Origin of the sequence: Acinetobacter sp. NCu2D-2 (assembly GCF_001647675.1) — a bacterium.
Classification (GTDB): domain Bacteria; phylum Pseudomonadota; class Gammaproteobacteria; order Pseudomonadales; family Moraxellaceae; genus Acinetobacter.
On sequence record NZ_CP015594.1, the window covers coordinates 1,094,505 to 1,110,463 of the forward strand.

The window sequence follows — 15,959 nt, forward strand, 5'->3', positions numbered from 1 at the left end:
TGTTTGATTTTAAAAATTAAGAAAATTGTGCCTGTGTCTCAGACTGATATAAGTCCAAGGCATCATCCATGCTCATATTGGCAGGTGGAGGTGGCACTTCTACAGGTCGCGCATGTTCGAGCGTCATCACTTTGGCAGCTTTAGATTTCACTTGATATTCAATGTGAATACTTGATTTGCCAAAGTAATCGCGGAATTTGGCTAAAACTTCATCCAATGGAGCAACTTTCCAATTGATGCCAAGATGAAGCTCTGCGGTGGCATAACCATAATCCAAATAGAGAATCACAGGAATATGGTTACACATATCGACATTACAATAAGGCAGCATGATTTGTTGTAAATCACGGCTTAATGTTTTGGTCAGATGCTCTGGCGTTAAGGTAATTTTAATACTATTGGCACGTTTTTGACGAATCTGATTCAGGCTAAAGGCTTTGGTTAAGCGGCCAAGCGGACGATCAAAACCTTCACGTTCATAAATCTCACCTTCGATGACAACGACTTGATCAACTTGAACGATGTCTTTAAAGCGTTGGAAGCGTTCGTGATTGGTCGAAATTTCAATACGCGCAGTACCATCATCTAAGGTGACCATCATGCGGTTCGGGAAGTTGGCAACATCGACCACCAAACCAGCAAAGACAGTCGTTACACCGCGACGTGTTGGAGATAGCTCATTAATCGGGCATGGGACAAATGATTTGAGCTCATTACGGTAAACGTCAATCGGGTGACCTGTGAGGTATAAACCAAGAGTATCTTTTTCACCTTTCAGACGAACTTCATCTGACCAAGGTTTCACGGGTTTTGCAGGCTTGCGTTGGACTTCTTCGACTTCACCAAACAAGTCCATGATGCCAGTTTCACGGTTATGACGTGCTTGATCTGCCGCTTGAACCGCTTCTGGAAGTTGTGCCATTAAGTCGGCACGTTCAATCCCCAAACAATCGAGCGCACCGGCACGAATTAAGGCTTCAAGTGTGCGTTTATTGATTTTCTTCAAATCAATACGATGACAGAAGTCAAATAGGTCTTTATATGGACCATCTTTTTGACGTGATTCAATCACCGACTGCATTGCCGCTTCACCGACACCTTTAATCGCACCTAAACCATACACAATGGTTTTTGGATCGCTGGCATGGAATTGATAGAGCGACATGTTGACTGACGGTGGTAAAACTTCTAGACCGTTATGACGGCAGTCATCAATGATAAACACCACGTTATCGGTGTTTTGCATTTCCGATGTCATAACCGCAGACATAAATTCAGCAGGGTAATGTGCTTTTAGCCAAGCAGTCTGATAAGCAACAAGGGCATAAGCAGCAGCATGTGATTTGTTAAAACCATAGCCTGCGAATTTTTCCATATAGTCGAAGATATGGTTGGCTGTATCGGCATCAATATCTTTTTTCGCAGCACCTTCGATGAAGATTTGACGGTGTTTTACCATCTCTTCAACTTTCTTTTTACCCATGGCACGACGAAGTAAATCCGCACCACCAAGCGTATAGCCTGCACAGAACTGTGCTGCCTGCATCACCTGTTCTTGGTAAACCATAATGCCGTAAGTCGGTTCTAAGACTTTTTCAAGTAATGGGTGGAGATATTCAAACTCACCACCATGCATACGATAAATAAAGTCTGGAATCAGATCCATTGGACCCGGACGATACAGTGATACGAAGGCGATAATTTCTTCGAATTTACTTGGGCGGGCTTCCTTGAGCATTTTCTTCATGCCCACGGATTCAAACTGGAATACCGCTGTCGTATTGGCAGATGCGAAGATGTCATATGCCGCTTTATCATCAAGCGGAATATAAGAAATATTTACCGGATCGGTAATATCTGGGCGTGCATTAATGTGCTGAATTGCATCTTCAATTACGGTCAGGTTACGCAGACCCAAGAAGTCGAATTTTACCAAACCTGCGGCTTCGACATCATCTTTATCGAATTGTGCAACGCGACCTGTACCATCTGCATCACAAAGCACCGCAGAGTAGTCCGTCAACTTGGTTGGTGCGATTACTACACCACCGGCATGTTTACCTGTGTTACGGGTAATGCCTTCAAGTTTGAGTGCCATTTCCCAGATTTCAGACGCATCGTCATAATCGGGGTTGGATGGGTTTGTGACAATATCTTTCAGTTGTGGTTCGGCTTCTAATGATTCTTCCAAACTTAAACCCAAAGGTTTGGTTGGGATCATTTTAGAAATACGGTCAGCCAAACCATAGGATTTACCCAAGACACGTGCAACGTCACGAATCGCACCTTTTGCAGCCATTGTACCGAACGTGGCAATCTGTGATACGGCATCGCGGCCATAAGTCCGTGCAACGTAATCAATAACACGGTCACGACCTGCGATACAGAAATCGACGTCGAAATCGGGCATAGAGACACGTTCTGGGTTTAAGAAACGTTCGAACAGCAGGTCATAGCGCAGTGGATCGAGGTCGGTAATTTTTAAACTGTAGGCAACAAGTGAACCTGCACCTGAACCACGACCAGGGCCAACAGGCACGCCATTATTTTTTGACCATTGAATGAAGTCCATGACAATCAGGAAGTAACCTGGGAATTGCATGGTTAAAATAATATTAATTTCGAAAGCCAGACGTTCGTCATAAGGCTTACGAATTTCTGGCCAATCTTCGCCACGTTGTTCAGGTGGATAGAGGAAGTTTAAACGTTCTTCCAGACCTTCTTCACACAAGTGTGCAAAATAAGTGTCAATGGTATGACCTTCAGGAATTGGATAATCAGGTAAGTCATGGAAGCCTAAACGAATTGTGACATTACAGCGTTTGGCAATGTGATAGGTGTTTTCAATCGCAGAAGGAATATCACTGAAAAGCTCAGTCATTTCCTCGGCAGTTTTAAAATATTGTTCAGGGCTATAAGTTTTCGGACGACGGTTATCACCGAGTACATAGCCATCTGCAATACAAACACGTGCTTCGTGTGCTTCAAAGTCATCACGTTCAATAAAGTGCACGTCGTTATGTGCCACAACACCAATATTGTATTTTTTCGCGAGTTTAACCGCTTCTAAAATAAACGTATCTTCATTTGGTCGATCGGTACGTGTAAGGGCTAAATACACACGATTACCAAATTTTTCTACCCATTCTTCAAGCAGCGGTTCAGCTTTGTCTGGGTTTGATGTAATCAGCATTTTGCCGACATCGGATTGCATGCCGAGCAAAACGATCATGTCGTCAGACTGATTTAGGATCCATTCTTTTTGTACGCAGGGAATATCAAGTTGCTGACCGCTAATAAAACCTTCAGATACCAGTTCAGTCAGGTTACGCCAACCTTTATTGCTCATAGAAAGCAGGGTGACGCGGTGTTCAGCATCATTCAGGCGGATTTCAGAACCTAAAATGGGTTTAATCCCAGCACCTAAACATTTTTTATAGAACTTTACTGCAGCATGTAAATTAGATAAGTCAGTAATCGCAAGCGCAGGCATTTCTTCTTTTGCAGCAGCTTTGACGAGATCAGGTATACGTACGATGGATTCTGTAATCGAAAATTCTGTATGAATACCAAGATGAACAAAGTGCATAGATAAGTCCCTGCTAAAACCACTCGATAGTTTAGCACGGGAATTTGCTTTTCAGCTTGAAATTGGATGGTAAAAGCTGAACTTTTAGGTGAATTGGAAGTGGTGCTTTTAAATTAAGCATGTTGCAAGCGAGATAAAATTAAACCCTCACGAGGAGGGTTTAAAAATAAGGTTTAACGCAGACGCGATAGCCAATTCCCTAAAGACTGTACGATTTGTACAAGAATCAAGAGAATGATGACGGTGAGATAAATGATGCTGTTGTCGAAACGTTGATAGCCATAAGAAATCGCTAAATCACCAATACCGCCTGCACCAATTGCACCTGCCATGGCAGTTGCACCAATTAAACTAATTAGGGCAGTAGTTAAGTTTAAAATGAGTGAGCTGCGCGCTTCAGGTAGTACAAACTTAAAAATGGTTTGCATGGGTGTTGCACCCATAGCTTGCGCTGATTCAATGATCCCATCATTGACTTCAAGCAATGAGGATTCTACTAAGCGACCAATATAAGGACCGACATAAATCGTTAAAGGCACAATCGCAGCCCATGTACCAATCGTTGTACCTGTTACAAATTTGGTCAGCGGATACACTGCTATCATTAAAATAATAAAGGGCAGTGAACGCAGCGCATTCACAATTGGGTTGAGCGTTTGATAAATTGCTTTATTCGGTAAAATCCCTTCAGGGCGAGTCAGCAACAGCGTAATGGCTTGAATAAATCCCCAAATTGTTCCGAAGATCATGGCAAAGAACACCATTTGGAAAGTTTGTTCGAGTGCAGTCACGACCTGATCGATTGACAGGGAACTTTTCCAAAATGGCGCAGTTAAAGTCGTCAACCATTGAACAATTAAATCTCTCATGCCTGAACTCCTGCTTGATCGACTTGTACGCCGTTATTTTCAAGATATTGAACAGCTTTTTGAATTTCAGTGTCATCGCCTAAAAGTTGAATAAACATCTGTCCAATCACGGCACCGCCAATTTCGGTCATATTGGCAAATAAAATATTTAAACTGATATCAAATTGTTTAATGACGGCTTGTACAACGGTTTCTTGTGCAGAACTGCCAAGGAATTTCAGGCAATAAATACTATTATGATTTTGATTGTCTAAATTATTTAAAATATTCACTGGCAAATGCTGTTGCAGTACAGTTTGAATAAAGCTCTTCGTTGTAGGGTGTTGCGGCTGACTAAAGATTTCTAAGGTAGATCCTGTTTCAATCACATCGCCTTTTCCCATCACAGCGACATAATCACAAACAGACTCAATCACATCCATTTCATGGGTCACCATGACAATGGTAATACCTTGTTCTTGATTAATTTTCTTAAGGAGCTGCAAAACCGATTTCGTGGTTTGCGGATCGAGCGCAGATGTCGCTTCATCGCACAGTAAAATTTTTGGATGATTAGCAAGCGCACGGGCAATACCGACACGTTGTTTTTGACCACCTGAAAGTTCATCAGGATAAGCATTGCGTTTATGTTTAAGATCAATAAAGTCGAGCAGTTCTTCCAAACGTTTTTCACGTTCAGCTTTTGACCAGCCCAAAAGTTTCATTGGCATTTCAATATTGGCTGCAACGGTTTTGGTTTGCATTAAATTGAAATGCTGAAAAATCATGCCAATATGGGCACGTTCCTGACGTAAAGCGGCTGCGCTTAACGCAGTAAAATCAGTCCCATTAATAATAATTTGTCCGCTTGTTGGGCGTTCTAATAAATTAATTAGACGGATGAGTGTACTTTTACCCGCACCACTATAACCAATGATGCCAAAAATACTGCCTGTAGGAATCGATAAATTAATCTGATTCAGTGCACGAAGGGTCTGACCTTTGAGCTCATAGTGTTTAGAAATATTTTTAAATTCGATCATAGTGTCAAAATTACATCAGGTATAAAAAAACAGGCAAAGTAGACTTTGCCTGTCCTAAAAACTGCATTATAGACTTATTTTGTGCTAGTCAAATAACTTGTTGGTTGATCAACAGCAACTTTAGTTCCTGCAAAGTGCTCATCCACATATGCTTTTACAGCAGGAGTGTGGTATAGCGCACCAACTTTTTTCAAAATCGGATCATTTGCACGGTCAGCAGCGGTTGCCAAAACGTTCACGTTCATTTTCGTAGTTTGGTCTACAGGTTCGTAGTAGATTGAATCTTTAAGTACGTTTAAACCGCCTTCCATTGCCAATGTATTGCCCAATACAATCGCATCAACTTCGTCTTTTACGCGAACCGCTGTTGCCATTTGAATCGGTTTGATCACGATATTTTTAGCGTTTTCTACAACGTCTGCTTCAGTACCTTTTACATTGTCAAAGTTTGGACGAAGTTTCACTAAGCCTGCAGATTGTAGAAGCAATAAAGCACGCGATTCATTCGCACCATCATTTGGAATGGCAATAGTGGCGCCAGTTTTGAACTCAGCCAAAGATTTTACTTTGCTTGAGTAAATGCCCATAGGTTCTAAATAAGTTGTAGACAATGGCGCAATCTTTTGTGTGTTTGCATCATTAAATGCAACAAGGTACGCATACGATTGGAATGCATTGATATCAATTTCTTTATTGGCTACCGCTGTGTTCATCGCGACATAATCAGTAAAGTTTTTTACATCCAGTTTTAAGCCAGCTTCTTTAGTTTCAGGCAGGCTTGCAATGTGACGCCAAATATCGGCATCTGAACCAGTTGAAGCAATGGTGATGGTTTGTAATTCTGCTGAATCTTTATTGCTTTGTGCAGTGTCATTAGTCGGTGCTTCTTGTTTGCCACAAGCGGCTAATGTGAATACTGATGCGCCAAGAATGACGCCAAGTAGCTTTTTCATAAAGATTTCCTAATTTTTTGATGCTTAAAGTATATGCACTTTTAGGTCATATTAAAGTGAAGTTTTATTACAACCTCTGGATGCGACAAGATGATACTGTATGAACCCAAAAAAATGGATGAATACGTTGTTCATCGAATCATGATCTACTTTCAAACTAAACTTTTAAATACAAAAGAGCATATAAGCTATAAATGCATTTAAAAATTTATGTCGATTTAAGTTCAATCTGCTGTAAACATCATAGCAACTTATCTTTATTCAATATAGTGAATAAAAATTAATTCATTATCCAATTATGTGCTTTAAAAATATAAAAAATAGTATGAATTACAAATAATTATTTTTATCAAAGTTATAAGACTATTGTAATTTGCTGAAAACTTGATCTTTATAAGATTTTGTCTAATGCAAATCACAAAATTGAATATAAAGTGAAAATTACATATTTAATAAAACAATAATAAAACTTTTAATATATTAGTAGGATGAATATATAGCATAATTTTAGTGTTTAAAATTTAAATAAATACAATAAATTCAGTGGGATAATTATTATGTAGTTGTGGGTCTTATTCATAGGATAAAGCTCTTAAAATAGTGCTAAAATTAGTCAAAATTTCAATTAATTGATCAGTCAGCTTTTATGATGAATCAAACATCTCCTTTTCATTTCAAACATGGTTTTACCCTCATTGAATTAATGATCGTAATCGTGATTATTGCCATTCTTGCTGCAATTGCATTGCCTTCATACAGTCAGTATGTAAAAAAAAAGCCAATATAAAACGGCACAATCGGATGTCGTTGCACTGAGTTTAGTTTTCGAAAACTATTACCAACGCAATTTAGCTTATCCTCAGCAGGATTATGCCAATAGTACAGCACTGCAATCTGCCTTTCCACAATGGTCTGCCAGTCAAAATGATGTCTTTGATTTTTCATCACAAGCGATTGATGAGGGAAAAGGATATGAGCTGACTGCGACTGCTAAAAGTTCAAGCAAATTGGTGGGTTGTACCTTTAAGTTAAATAATCGCAATGAGCGAACTGCAACTGTTCAATGTGATGGTCAAACAACATGGTAAGTCAGCCACAATCAGGATTTAGCCTGATTGAATTGATGATTACCATAACGATTATGACCTTATTAATTGTCATGGGAACGTCTTTGACAGGGTATTGGGTCAAGCAATCTGAAGTCGATCAAGCTGTGATGTCGATGAAAAGTGCGATTGAGCTGAGCCGCGCCACTGCAATTCGTAATGTGGCAGCGCAGCAAGATTCAGCTGCTTCTAGTGTCGTATGTCTAAATGAGACCACTAAACTCATTACGGTGCATCAAGCTACTCAAGATGCTGAAGCAAGCTGTAGCACACCTCATATCTTTCAATATGCGCTGGTTCAAGCCATAGAAATTCAAGATGACGAACATAAGCCTTTTAAATGCCTTGCTTTTAATCATTATAGTCAGCTCATGGTGTCTACAGCGCAATGTGCAAACAGTATGTTCATGAGCTTTCAACATGGGGCGGTGTATGAAACACATCATTTCAATCAATAAAGCTGAGCATGGTATGGGCTTATTGGAAGCCCTGATTGCTGTATTGCTTTCAAGTATTGTGATTTTAGGTGCGATATACAGTTCAGGGCGAACTTTAGTTGCACAGCGTCAAAATAACATGCAATACATCGTGGTCAATCAGCTCCGTTTTATGCTGCAAAATGCTACGGCTTCTGAGCGTCAAGAATGGTGTGCAGGAAAAAGTCATCCTGAGATTGTATTACCTAAAGAAAAACACCCATATCTGTGACGGTCTCTTGCCAACAAATGAATGTCACTGTGACTAATCCGCACAACCCTAGTTATAACCACACAGTTCAAACTCTGCAACCAATGAAGTTTGAACTTGAAAGTGAATTACTCGGCGGCAAAATGACATTGGGCGAAACACTATGAAGCAATTTCAAAGTGGTGTAACACTCATCAGTTTGCTGATTGGTCTCTTGATTTCGATGTTATGTCTGATCGCCGTATTAAGCGCTTATAGAACCTTAGTGAAAACAAGTGTTGATGCACGAATTTCTGCATCGCATGACACGAAATTGCAAACAGGGCTGACAACAGCACAGATGTATGTACAAAACGCAGGGTTTGGCTTAGATGGCTCAAATCATGTCGCTTTACAAAGTATTAAGCTCAATGAACATGACACCAATGCAGTGCTGTGGCGTATGCGAACCGGAAACAAGCCTGTTTGCCAAGGTTTGGCAGATATTGAAAGTGCTGACAAAAAGAAAAGGCAATTGGTTTTACTTGCAAGCAGTTTAAATGACAGTGCGAATGGCTGCGTAGGATCAAGTTCATTGAATACCATGCAGTGGAAAGTGAAAACTGTACTGGCTCATTTGGAAGATGTGAGTTCGGATCATTCAAATCCTGTACAGATTAGTTTTAGCTCAACGGTCGGGCATTGTTCACCTTATGGTGCAGTCACTGAAAAAGACACTGCGCAACATCCCTTAATACTGATGAATGCAAAAACCAGCACACAAAATCATGCCAATTTAGACAATCTGACCGTTCCTGTTTGTCTAGTCAATATCCTATCTTGATGGGCATTGCAATGAATCAATCTATGAATACACGTCCTCATAATCAGCAAGGTTTTGCCACGATTTATATTAGACCTCTTGCGAAAGTAAAAAATTGTTTATACTAGTCCCATGAAATATGAAAATTTAACTAGATTTAATGATGGGGAATTTAAACGACTTGTTGGCGTTCCTCGTCCATTATTCTTAAAAATGGTATCAGTGTTACAACACGCTGAACTTGCCAAGAAAAAATCTGGAAGACCTCATTCGTTGTGTTTAGAGGATCAATTGTTGTTAACTTTAAATTACTTACGCTGTTATAGAACTCAAATTGAGTTATCCGCCGACTATAACCTAGCTGAAAGTAATGTGAATCGTACGATTCAGAAAGTTGAAAAGGCTCTGATTCAATCACGGATTTTCGCATTGCCTAAAAGGAATCAAAAGTTTAGTGAGGAGGATTATGTAATCGTTGATGTCACTGAGTCACAGATTGAGCGTCCCAAAAAAACAAAGAAAATTCTATAGCGGTAAAAAGAAGAAACATACGCTAAAAACACAGGTCATTTTTAACCCAAAATTAAAGCAAATTGTAAGTATACAGATTGAAGATGGCAGAAAACACGATCTGACGATTGCGCGTAAGTATTTGAAGGAGATGGTCATTTATCCTTGTATCATGGCAGATTTAGCCTATAAAGGATTTCATCAGATTAAGAGTAAGTTACTCATTCCCATCAAGAAACCTAAGAATTTATCATTACCCCAAATAGCAAAACAGATCAACCAAGAAATCAGTCGGCGTAGGATCACAATTGAACATATCAACGGCAAACTTAAACATTTTCGGATATTAACAGAACGCTATAGAAATAGACGGAAACGCTTTGGTCTAAGAATGAATTTAATTGCTGGAATGGTGAATTGGATGCTCTTAAATTAACTTTCGCAAGAGATCTATTGTTCTGATGGTTGGTCTTGCGATTGCAGTTTCTGCACTCGGCACGGCTTACTATATTGCCACGAGTCAAAAAAGTTTAGTGGTGAGTCATGCATCTACCAATGTGCAATCAGGGGCATGGTCAGGTGTAGAAATTCTGAAAGAGTATTTAAATACGCTTGATGAAACGGGTGTTTTGGCACTTAATCAACAAAATTTAAAACTGAATGTGCAAGATGGTCGAAGCCTCGATGTTAAAAACATTGTGGTTCAGAAACTTGATCCTGAGCTTAAACAATATCGCGTCACTGCAAATATTGTAAACGTGAGTGAATTGTCACAATCATCCTCAAGTATCCAAGCGGTCTATGATGTAGATTTACAGCAGACCCCAAGCTCAAGTCAAAATCCAAATCAAGCAGATGATATTTCAGGTGCAATGAATTTCTTTGGTGGCTTAGGTCTTTCTGGCGGTATTGTCATGAAAGATACTGGCGCTGCATCTGTCATTAATGTGGATGGGAATTTTTCTGCACAAAGTATTGGTTTAACTGGTGTGAAAACCATTAATTCAACTGGCGATGTGACTTTAAATAGTTCGGTTAGCGTAGATAATGTGTATGCCAATGGCTCGATCTATTTATCTCAAGGTGCTGCGATTCAGAAAATTGCGTCTGCGCAAAAATCAATTAGTGTTGATAGCTGGGGGCAAGATCAAGGTGCTTTCTATGCCAATCAAGATATTTTATTGAAAGGGAGTGCGGTCAAAAGTGCCGACAGTCTTTCAAATATTTTAATCAGTACGTGGTCTCGAGTTGGTTCGGCAATTGCGAAAAAAAGTATTAGCTGTGTAGGAACAGGATGGAATGATTTTGATTCCTTGCAAGCCTATGCTTTTAAAAATTGTCCGAGTAATTCAAAAATTCATAATCCACCCTTAACTGAACCGCAAGGTGCTGTGGCTTTGGTTTCGATGAACCGTCCATTGGTTAATGCTTTGGATGAAAAATATATTCAGCAAGCCAATTATATTTTTAAATATAACGCTGCGACCCAACGCCCAATCGTGACTGTACAGAATGTAAATGGAATCCCTGATGGGGATTATGAAATTGGTCGTTATGTCCGAAATTATGTCCAATATTGGGGTGATTTATGTCAGTCAGTTGATAAAGATGGTTATTGCCAAACGCCTGTAGTCGGACATTTATATCTAGATGCATCGCAAAAACAGCGGATTAAATACAGTAATGGCACATGGACGGTTGATGATGAAGTCGGTAACCCGACAGGACAAGTTGGCAGTAATACCGCACCATCTATTCCATCAATAGCGCCGGGTATTATGTTGTTTTATGGCAACGTGTCATTACCGCGCGGTTTATTTGTGAATACGATTTTGGCGACAGGTGATATTAGTTATGGTCAATCCATTAGCTTGTATGCACCAAACTATGCAGGGGCAGCATCTGTTTGTCATGTGAATGGATACGCCATGCTAAATAATATTTGTTCATCGACAACTACTTTAACTCAACTTAGCTTGGCAAATACTGCTTTACTTGCTGGTTCATGCACATTGGGTCAGGACATAGATTTGTGCCGCCAAAGCTATACAGGTGGTACGATTTCATTAGGTCAAAGTGCATATATCTTCGGTAATATCGTTGCAGGCAATGTTTTGGATACTTCTGGTTCGAGCCATATTGTTGGTGGTGTGCTCGCAGCTGCACTTGGTAATGTTGGACAAGGCAATAAAATCGGTAATACAACAACTATTGATTTTAGTGACTTAAAAAATCGTCCTGATTTTAAGCCATCTGTTCCAGGTACGTCTGATGAAACATCTAAGACAGAAGATATTACCGATCATGTCACATTAAAATGGTCACGTTATTTATAAACGTTCTATTTAAATAAACCCTGATATTCAGGGTTTATTTTTATCTATAACGCAATGGTTTGAGCTGAGATTGTGCTCTTAGCAAAACGGAATATGCAAATAATCACTACGCAGTTTTTCATAGAGTACATGCTGACATAAAGGATGATCTGTCGGAATCAGTGGATGATCAAACTCTTTCACTTTTTCTAAGCCGATGTTTTGCATCACACGTTGTGAGGGGGTGTTCTGTAGCGATGTAAATGAAATGACTTTTTCTAATCTGAGGTTTCTAAATGCATGTTTGAGTACGGCTTTAGCACCTTCGGTGGCATAACCCTGATGCCAGTATTGGGGTAATAAGCGCCAACCAATTTCGGGTGCATCTGCCATATCAAACTCAGGCGGATGCACATGCAGACCAATAAATCCTATAAATTCACCTGTGGCTTTAAGTTCTACAGCGAATAAACCCCAACCACGTGTTTCAATTGCATCTTTAAGTCGTTGCATAAATGCGGTGGACTCGGAAGCGTTTAGTTTTTTATAGAAATAGCGCATGACGTCATCATCTGCACACATTTGGATAAATGGGGCAGTATCGGAATCTTGCCATTGGCGGAGGATGAGGCGAGGGGTTTGTAAAGATGTCATCGGATTGCCAATAAAATTGATTAGTAGAACTAAGCATAAATTATAAAGAAAGCATGTAGATTAATGAATTAGAAGTGTTGAATTAAAATTTAATCTTAGATATTGTCAATAATATAAAAATATTTCTACAAATAATTTTACGATTCGAAAGACATAAATAAAAAAGAGGTTGCGATGGGTAATTATATAGAGTCAAATTTAGCAAGAGATGAAAAAATACTTGAGAGAGCACACGTTTCTTGGATGTCACAAATTTGGTACATCATTTTTGGAATTTTATTGTTACCTATAGCGGGAATTGGGTTGATTCTTATTCTTATCGCTATAATTAATGTTTGGACAACAGAGCTCGCAATAACAAATAGAAGGATCATTGCTAAAACAGGATTAATTCGTCGCAATACTATTGAGCTTAAAGTTAATCGTGTAGAGAGTCTGGGCGTCGATCAAGGTATTTTAGGGCGAATTTTTAATTTTGGTTCAATTGTTGTGAAAGGTACAGGTGGTTCTAATGCGCCAATCCCTTATATAGCAAAGCCACTGGATTTTCGAAAATCAGTAAATCATTATTTAGATGAACTCGATGATAAAGCTGTAATTGACAGCTAATAAAGAGCCTGTAAATAATTTTGTGTAATTGCTTTTCATAAATTTAAAGGTGATTGCTTAAGCGGTCACCGAATTCAATAATAAAGCGGCTCATGGCTAAACGCCAGTCGCGAATAGGCATATTCCACTTTTTAGACGCTGCATCAATTGCCAGGTAAATCACTTTACGTACAGAATCATCCGATGGAAAGACTTTACGCTTTTTGATCGCCTGACGTATTACGCTGTTTAATGATTCGATCGCATTGGTGGTATAGATGGCTTTGCGTATCTCGGCTGGATAAGCAAAGAAGGTATTTAGATTCTCCCAGTGTGTACGCCAGCTTTTGCTGATCTGTGGGTACTTGTCATCCCATGTTTGGGCGAATTGATCCAAGGCCATCAAGGCTGCCTCTTCAGTAGGTGACTGATAAACGGCTTTTAAATCCTGAGTGACGGCCTTGTAATCTTTCCATGATACGTATTTCAAGCTGTTACGCAGCATATGGATAATGCACAGCTGGATATGGGTTTGCGGGTATACGCTGTTAATGGCATCAGGAAAGCCTTTTAGTCCATCCACACAGGCGATCAGAATATCCTGCAACCCTCGGTTTTTAAGCTCAGTCAGGACATTCAGCCAGAACTTTGCACCTTCATTCTCAGCCATCCACATGCCGAGCAGTTCTTTCTGTCCATCAAGATTAATGCCTAAGGCAAGGAATACAGCCTTGTTGATAACACTGCCATTATGACGGACTTTAACTACAATACAGTCCATATAGACGATGGGATAGAGTGCATCCAGCGGACGGTTTTGCCATTCAGCGACTTGCTCCTTAACAGCATCAGTCACCTTGGAAATAAGCGTTGGAGATACATCAGCATCGTACATTTCTTTGAAAGTAGCCACGATTTCACGGGTAGTCATGCCTTTGGCATAAAGGGATAGAATTTGGCTATCCATTTGCGTGATACGCCTTGCGAAGCAGTGCTTCTCATTCTTTTTAATTAGTTGTGGCTCAAATGTGCCATCACGATCTCGTGGTGTGGTGATCTCAATCTCACCATCATCGCTCAGCACGGTCTTACTGGAATAACCGTTACGAGCATTTGAACCGTTCTTACGAGCATTCTTTTCATGTCCGAGATGTTCGGTAAGTTCGGCATTGAGAGCCGTTTCAACAGTGAGTTTAGTCAACAATCGGGTGAATTGATTGAGATCGTCTTCTGTTTTGATTCCTTTAGCAAATTCTGCTGCAAGGTCTTTTAGTTTTTGTTCGTTCATCATGTTGCCTGACTCCGTTGTGAATATGAACATAGCAAATTCAGGCAATTACACAATTTAATTTACAGTCTCCTAATAAATAAAAAACCCCGAAAAATCGGGGTTTTTCTTAAACAAAATATAGATTAAGCATTTTCACGAGCAATCGCACGGTAACCAATATCTTTACGATATTGAACGCCATCGAACGTTACTTTTTGACAAAGCTCTAACGCTTTCGCTTGTGCTTCACCAATCGTATTGCCCAGTGCAGTCACACAAAGCACACGACCGCCAGCAGTGACGATCTCGCCATTTTCATTGGCTTTTGTACCTGCATGGAACACTTTTGCATCTGCCATCACGGTATCTAAACCTGAAATAACATCGCCATTGCTTGAAGTTTCAGGGTAGCCCTTAGATGCAAGCACGATACCAACCGTTTTACGTTCATCCCATTCAGCTTCAGCAGGAAGTTTTCCTTCAATACCTGCCTGAACTAAATCCACCAAAGATGATTTTAAACGCATCATAATCGGTTGAGTTTCAGGGTCACCAAAACGACAGTTAAACTCGATGACTTTTGGTTGACCTTTGTCGTCAATCATCAAGCCTGCGTATAAGAAACCAGTATACACGTGACCGTCTTTTTTCATACCTTCAACGGTAGGACGCATCACTTCATTCATAGTTTTTTCAAAGACGTCTGCAGTCACCACAGGCGCAGGAGAGTAAGCCCCCATACCGCCAGTGTTTGGACCTTGGTCACCTTCAAAAATACGCTTATGGTCTTGTGAAGTAGCCATTGGCAAAATGTTGTCGCCATCAATCATACAAATGAAAGATGCTTCTTCACCTGCAAGGAACTCTTCGATCACAACACGAGAACCTGCATCACCAAATTTGTTGCCTGCAAGCATGTCATCAATCGCATCAAATGCTTCTTGATTGGTCATCGCTACGATCACGCCTTTACCTGCAGCAAGACCGTCAGCTTTGATGACGATTGGCGCGCCATTTTTCTCAACAAATGCTTTAGCGGCATCCACTTCTGTGAATACGTCATAGAAAGCGGTTGGAATGTTATGGCGTTTTAAGAAGTGCTTCGCAAATGCTTTAGAGCCTTCAAGCTGTGCAGCAAATTGAGTTGGACCCCAAATTTTTACGCCAGCTTCACGGCAAGCATCAACCACACCGTTTACAAGTGGTGCTTCAGGGCCGACAACGATGAGTTCGACTGCATTATTTTTGGCAAAATCAATAATGGCAGGGTTGTCGAGAATGTCTAAAGCGACATTTTCACATTTATTTTCAGTTGCAGTACCTGCATTACCTGGCGCAACAAATACTTTTGTTACTTGATCGTCTTGTGCGATTTTCCACGCCAATGCATGCTCACGACCGCCACTACCCAAAACTAAAATGTTCATCTTTAGAATAACCCTCGAAAATGAAATCCCAATGCCGAATTCGGCTTAAAAATCATTAACATCTTAACGCAAGATGCAAATTAAAACAGACATAATAAACCCTCCTTTAAGTCGGAGGGTGCACGAAGCTCAACTAACGCTCACTTCGTGGAAATCCCCCTTTATAT

At 40.1% G+C, this 15,959-nt stretch carries 14 protein-coding genes and 1 pseudogene; 8 read left to right on the plus strand and 7 right to left on the minus strand.

Features of this window, described 5'->3' with window-relative positions:
- Nucleotides 1-16: 16 nt before the first annotated feature.
- From dnaE to A3K93_RS05120, 4 genes are all read right to left on the minus strand, one after another.
- Nucleotides 17-3,589 carry a DNA polymerase III subunit alpha gene (gene dnaE, locus A3K93_RS05105; protein WP_067729517.1) on the minus strand — a complete coding sequence of 1,191 codons (3,573 nt, stop codon included), beginning with the start codon at nucleotides 3,587-3,589 and terminating at the stop codon, nucleotides 17-19.
- A 173-nt stretch (nucleotides 3,590-3,762) separates the two neighbouring features.
- Complete coding sequence (locus tag A3K93_RS05110) at nucleotides 3,763-4,458, minus strand: methionine ABC transporter permease (RefSeq protein WP_067729519.1); 696 nt, start codon at nucleotides 4,456-4,458, stop codon at nucleotides 3,763-3,765.
- Nucleotides 4,455-5,480 (minus strand): methionine ABC transporter ATP-binding protein, encoded by a 1,026-nt coding sequence (locus tag A3K93_RS05115; protein ID WP_067729521.1) that lies wholly within the window; start codon nucleotides 5,478-5,480, stop codon nucleotides 4,455-4,457. The genes A3K93_RS05110 and A3K93_RS05115 overlap by 4 nt, the downstream gene beginning before the upstream one ends.
- Nucleotides 5,481-5,554: 74 nt before the next feature.
- The gene (locus A3K93_RS05120) at nucleotides 5,555-6,433 is read right to left on the minus strand and encodes a MetQ/NlpA family ABC transporter substrate-binding protein (protein ID WP_067729523.1); all 879 of its coding nucleotides are present in this window, start codon (nucleotides 6,431-6,433) and stop codon (nucleotides 5,555-5,557) included.
- 649 nt (nucleotides 6,434-7,082) lie between these two features.
- On the opposite strand from A3K93_RS05120, the pseudogene A3K93_RS14645 reads away from it, so the two are divergent.
- The 7 genes and pseudogenes from A3K93_RS14645 to A3K93_RS05150 form a co-directional block, all read left to right on the plus strand.
- Nucleotides 7,083-7,208: pseudogene (locus tag A3K93_RS14645) on the plus strand (type II secretion system protein); the annotation flags it as partial.
- 37 nt (nucleotides 7,209-7,245) lie between these two features.
- The gene (locus tag A3K93_RS15140; RefSeq protein ID WP_442855655.1) at nucleotides 7,246-7,521 is read left to right on the plus strand and encodes a hypothetical protein; all 276 of its coding nucleotides are present in this window, start codon (nucleotides 7,246-7,248) and stop codon (nucleotides 7,519-7,521) included.
- Nucleotides 7,515-7,997: a pilus assembly FimT family protein gene (locus A3K93_RS05125; protein WP_067729525.1), complete on the plus strand. Its 483-nt coding sequence runs from the start codon at nucleotides 7,515-7,517 to the stop codon at nucleotides 7,995-7,997. Before A3K93_RS15140 ends, A3K93_RS05125 begins: the two co-directional genes overlap by 7 nt.
- On the plus strand, nucleotides 7,972-8,247 hold the full coding sequence (locus A3K93_RS05130; protein WP_067729526.1) for a prepilin-type N-terminal cleavage/methylation domain-containing protein: 276 nt from the start codon (nucleotides 7,972-7,974) through the stop codon (nucleotides 8,245-8,247). The genes A3K93_RS05125 and A3K93_RS05130 overlap by 26 nt, the downstream gene beginning before the upstream one ends.
- A gap of 142 nt (nucleotides 8,248-8,389) precedes the next feature.
- Nucleotides 8,390-9,049 carry a hypothetical protein gene (locus tag A3K93_RS05135; RefSeq protein WP_067729528.1) on the plus strand — a complete coding sequence of 220 codons (660 nt, stop codon included), beginning with the start codon at nucleotides 8,390-8,392 and terminating at the stop codon, nucleotides 9,047-9,049.
- Between the two features lie 111 nt (nucleotides 9,050-9,160).
- Nucleotides 9,161-9,974, plus strand: a protein-coding gene (locus tag A3K93_RS14650; protein ID WP_442855646.1) for an IS5 family transposase whose coding sequence is annotated in 2 segments (ribosomal slippage) — nucleotides 9,161-9,543 and nucleotides 9,542-9,974 — 816 coding nt in all. Because the reading frame shifts where the segments join, the coding sequence is not laid out codon by codon here.
- 25 nt (nucleotides 9,975-9,999) lie between these two features.
- Nucleotides 10,000-11,874, plus strand: a complete 1,875-nt coding sequence (locus tag A3K93_RS05150; protein ID WP_067729530.1) for a hypothetical protein — start codon at nucleotides 10,000-10,002, stop codon at nucleotides 11,872-11,874.
- 78 nt (nucleotides 11,875-11,952) lie between these two features.
- Here the strand turns inward: A3K93_RS05150 and A3K93_RS05155 are convergent, their stop codons facing one another.
- A complete protein-coding gene (locus A3K93_RS05155; protein ID WP_067729532.1) occupies nucleotides 11,953-12,507 on the minus strand; it encodes a GNAT family N-acetyltransferase in 555 nt (184 codons plus the stop codon).
- Nucleotides 12,508-12,681: 174 nt separating this feature from the next.
- On the opposite strand from A3K93_RS05155, the gene A3K93_RS05160 reads away from it, so the two are divergent.
- On the plus strand, nucleotides 12,682-13,116 hold the full coding sequence (locus A3K93_RS05160) for a PH domain-containing protein (protein WP_067729534.1): 435 nt from the start codon (nucleotides 12,682-12,684) through the stop codon (nucleotides 13,114-13,116).
- Nucleotides 13,117-13,159: 43 nt separating this feature from the next.
- Here A3K93_RS05160 and A3K93_RS05165 read toward each other — a convergent pair whose 3' ends face one another.
- Both A3K93_RS05165 and purD read right to left on the minus strand, forming a co-directional pair.
- Nucleotides 13,160-14,383 (minus strand): IS256 family transposase, encoded by a 1,224-nt coding sequence (locus A3K93_RS05165; protein ID WP_067729536.1) that lies wholly within the window; start codon nucleotides 14,381-14,383, stop codon nucleotides 13,160-13,162.
- A gap of 125 nt (nucleotides 14,384-14,508) precedes the next feature.
- Nucleotides 14,509-15,792, minus strand: coding sequence for a phosphoribosylamine--glycine ligase (gene purD / locus A3K93_RS05170; RefSeq protein WP_067729538.1), 1,284 nt, complete (start codon nucleotides 15,790-15,792; stop codon nucleotides 14,509-14,511).
- Nucleotides 15,793-15,959 lie beyond the last annotated feature (167 nt).

Coding starts and splice junctions, on each gene's coding strand:
- dnaE (WP_067729517.1), bottom strand. CDS start 3,589: ATGCACTTTGTTCATCTTGGTATTCATACAGAATTTTCGATTACAGAA.
- A3K93_RS05110 (WP_067729519.1), bottom strand. CDS start 4,458: ATGAGAGATTTAATTGTTCAATGGTTGACGACTTTAACTGCGCCATTT.
- A3K93_RS05115 (WP_067729521.1), bottom strand. CDS start 5,480: ATGATCGAATTTAAAAATATTTCTAAACACTATGAGCTCAAAGGTCAG.
- A3K93_RS05120 (WP_067729523.1), bottom strand. CDS start 6,433: ATGAAAAAGCTACTTGGCGTCATTCTTGGCGCATCAGTATTCACATTA.
- A3K93_RS05125 (WP_067729525.1), top strand. CDS start 7,515: ATGGTAAGTCAGCCACAATCAGGATTTAGCCTGATTGAATTGATGATT.
- A3K93_RS05130 (WP_067729526.1), top strand. CDS start 7,972: ATGAAACACATCATTTCAATCAATAAAGCTGAGCATGGTATGGGCTTA.
- A3K93_RS05135 (WP_067729528.1), top strand. CDS start 8,390: ATGAAGCAATTTCAAAGTGGTGTAACACTCATCAGTTTGCTGATTGGT.
- A3K93_RS05150 (WP_067729530.1), top strand. CDS start 10,000: ATGGTTGGTCTTGCGATTGCAGTTTCTGCACTCGGCACGGCTTACTAT.
- A3K93_RS05155 (WP_067729532.1), bottom strand. CDS start 12,507: ATGACATCTTTACAAACCCCTCGCCTCATCCTCCGCCAATGGCAAGAT.
- A3K93_RS05160 (WP_067729534.1), top strand. CDS start 12,682: ATGGGTAATTATATAGAGTCAAATTTAGCAAGAGATGAAAAAATACTT.
- A3K93_RS05165 (WP_067729536.1), bottom strand. CDS start 14,383: ATGAACGAACAAAAACTAAAAGACCTTGCAGCAGAATTTGCTAAAGGA.
- purD (WP_067729538.1), bottom strand. CDS start 15,792: ATGAACATTTTAGTTTTGGGTAGTGGCGGTCGTGAGCATGCATTGGCG.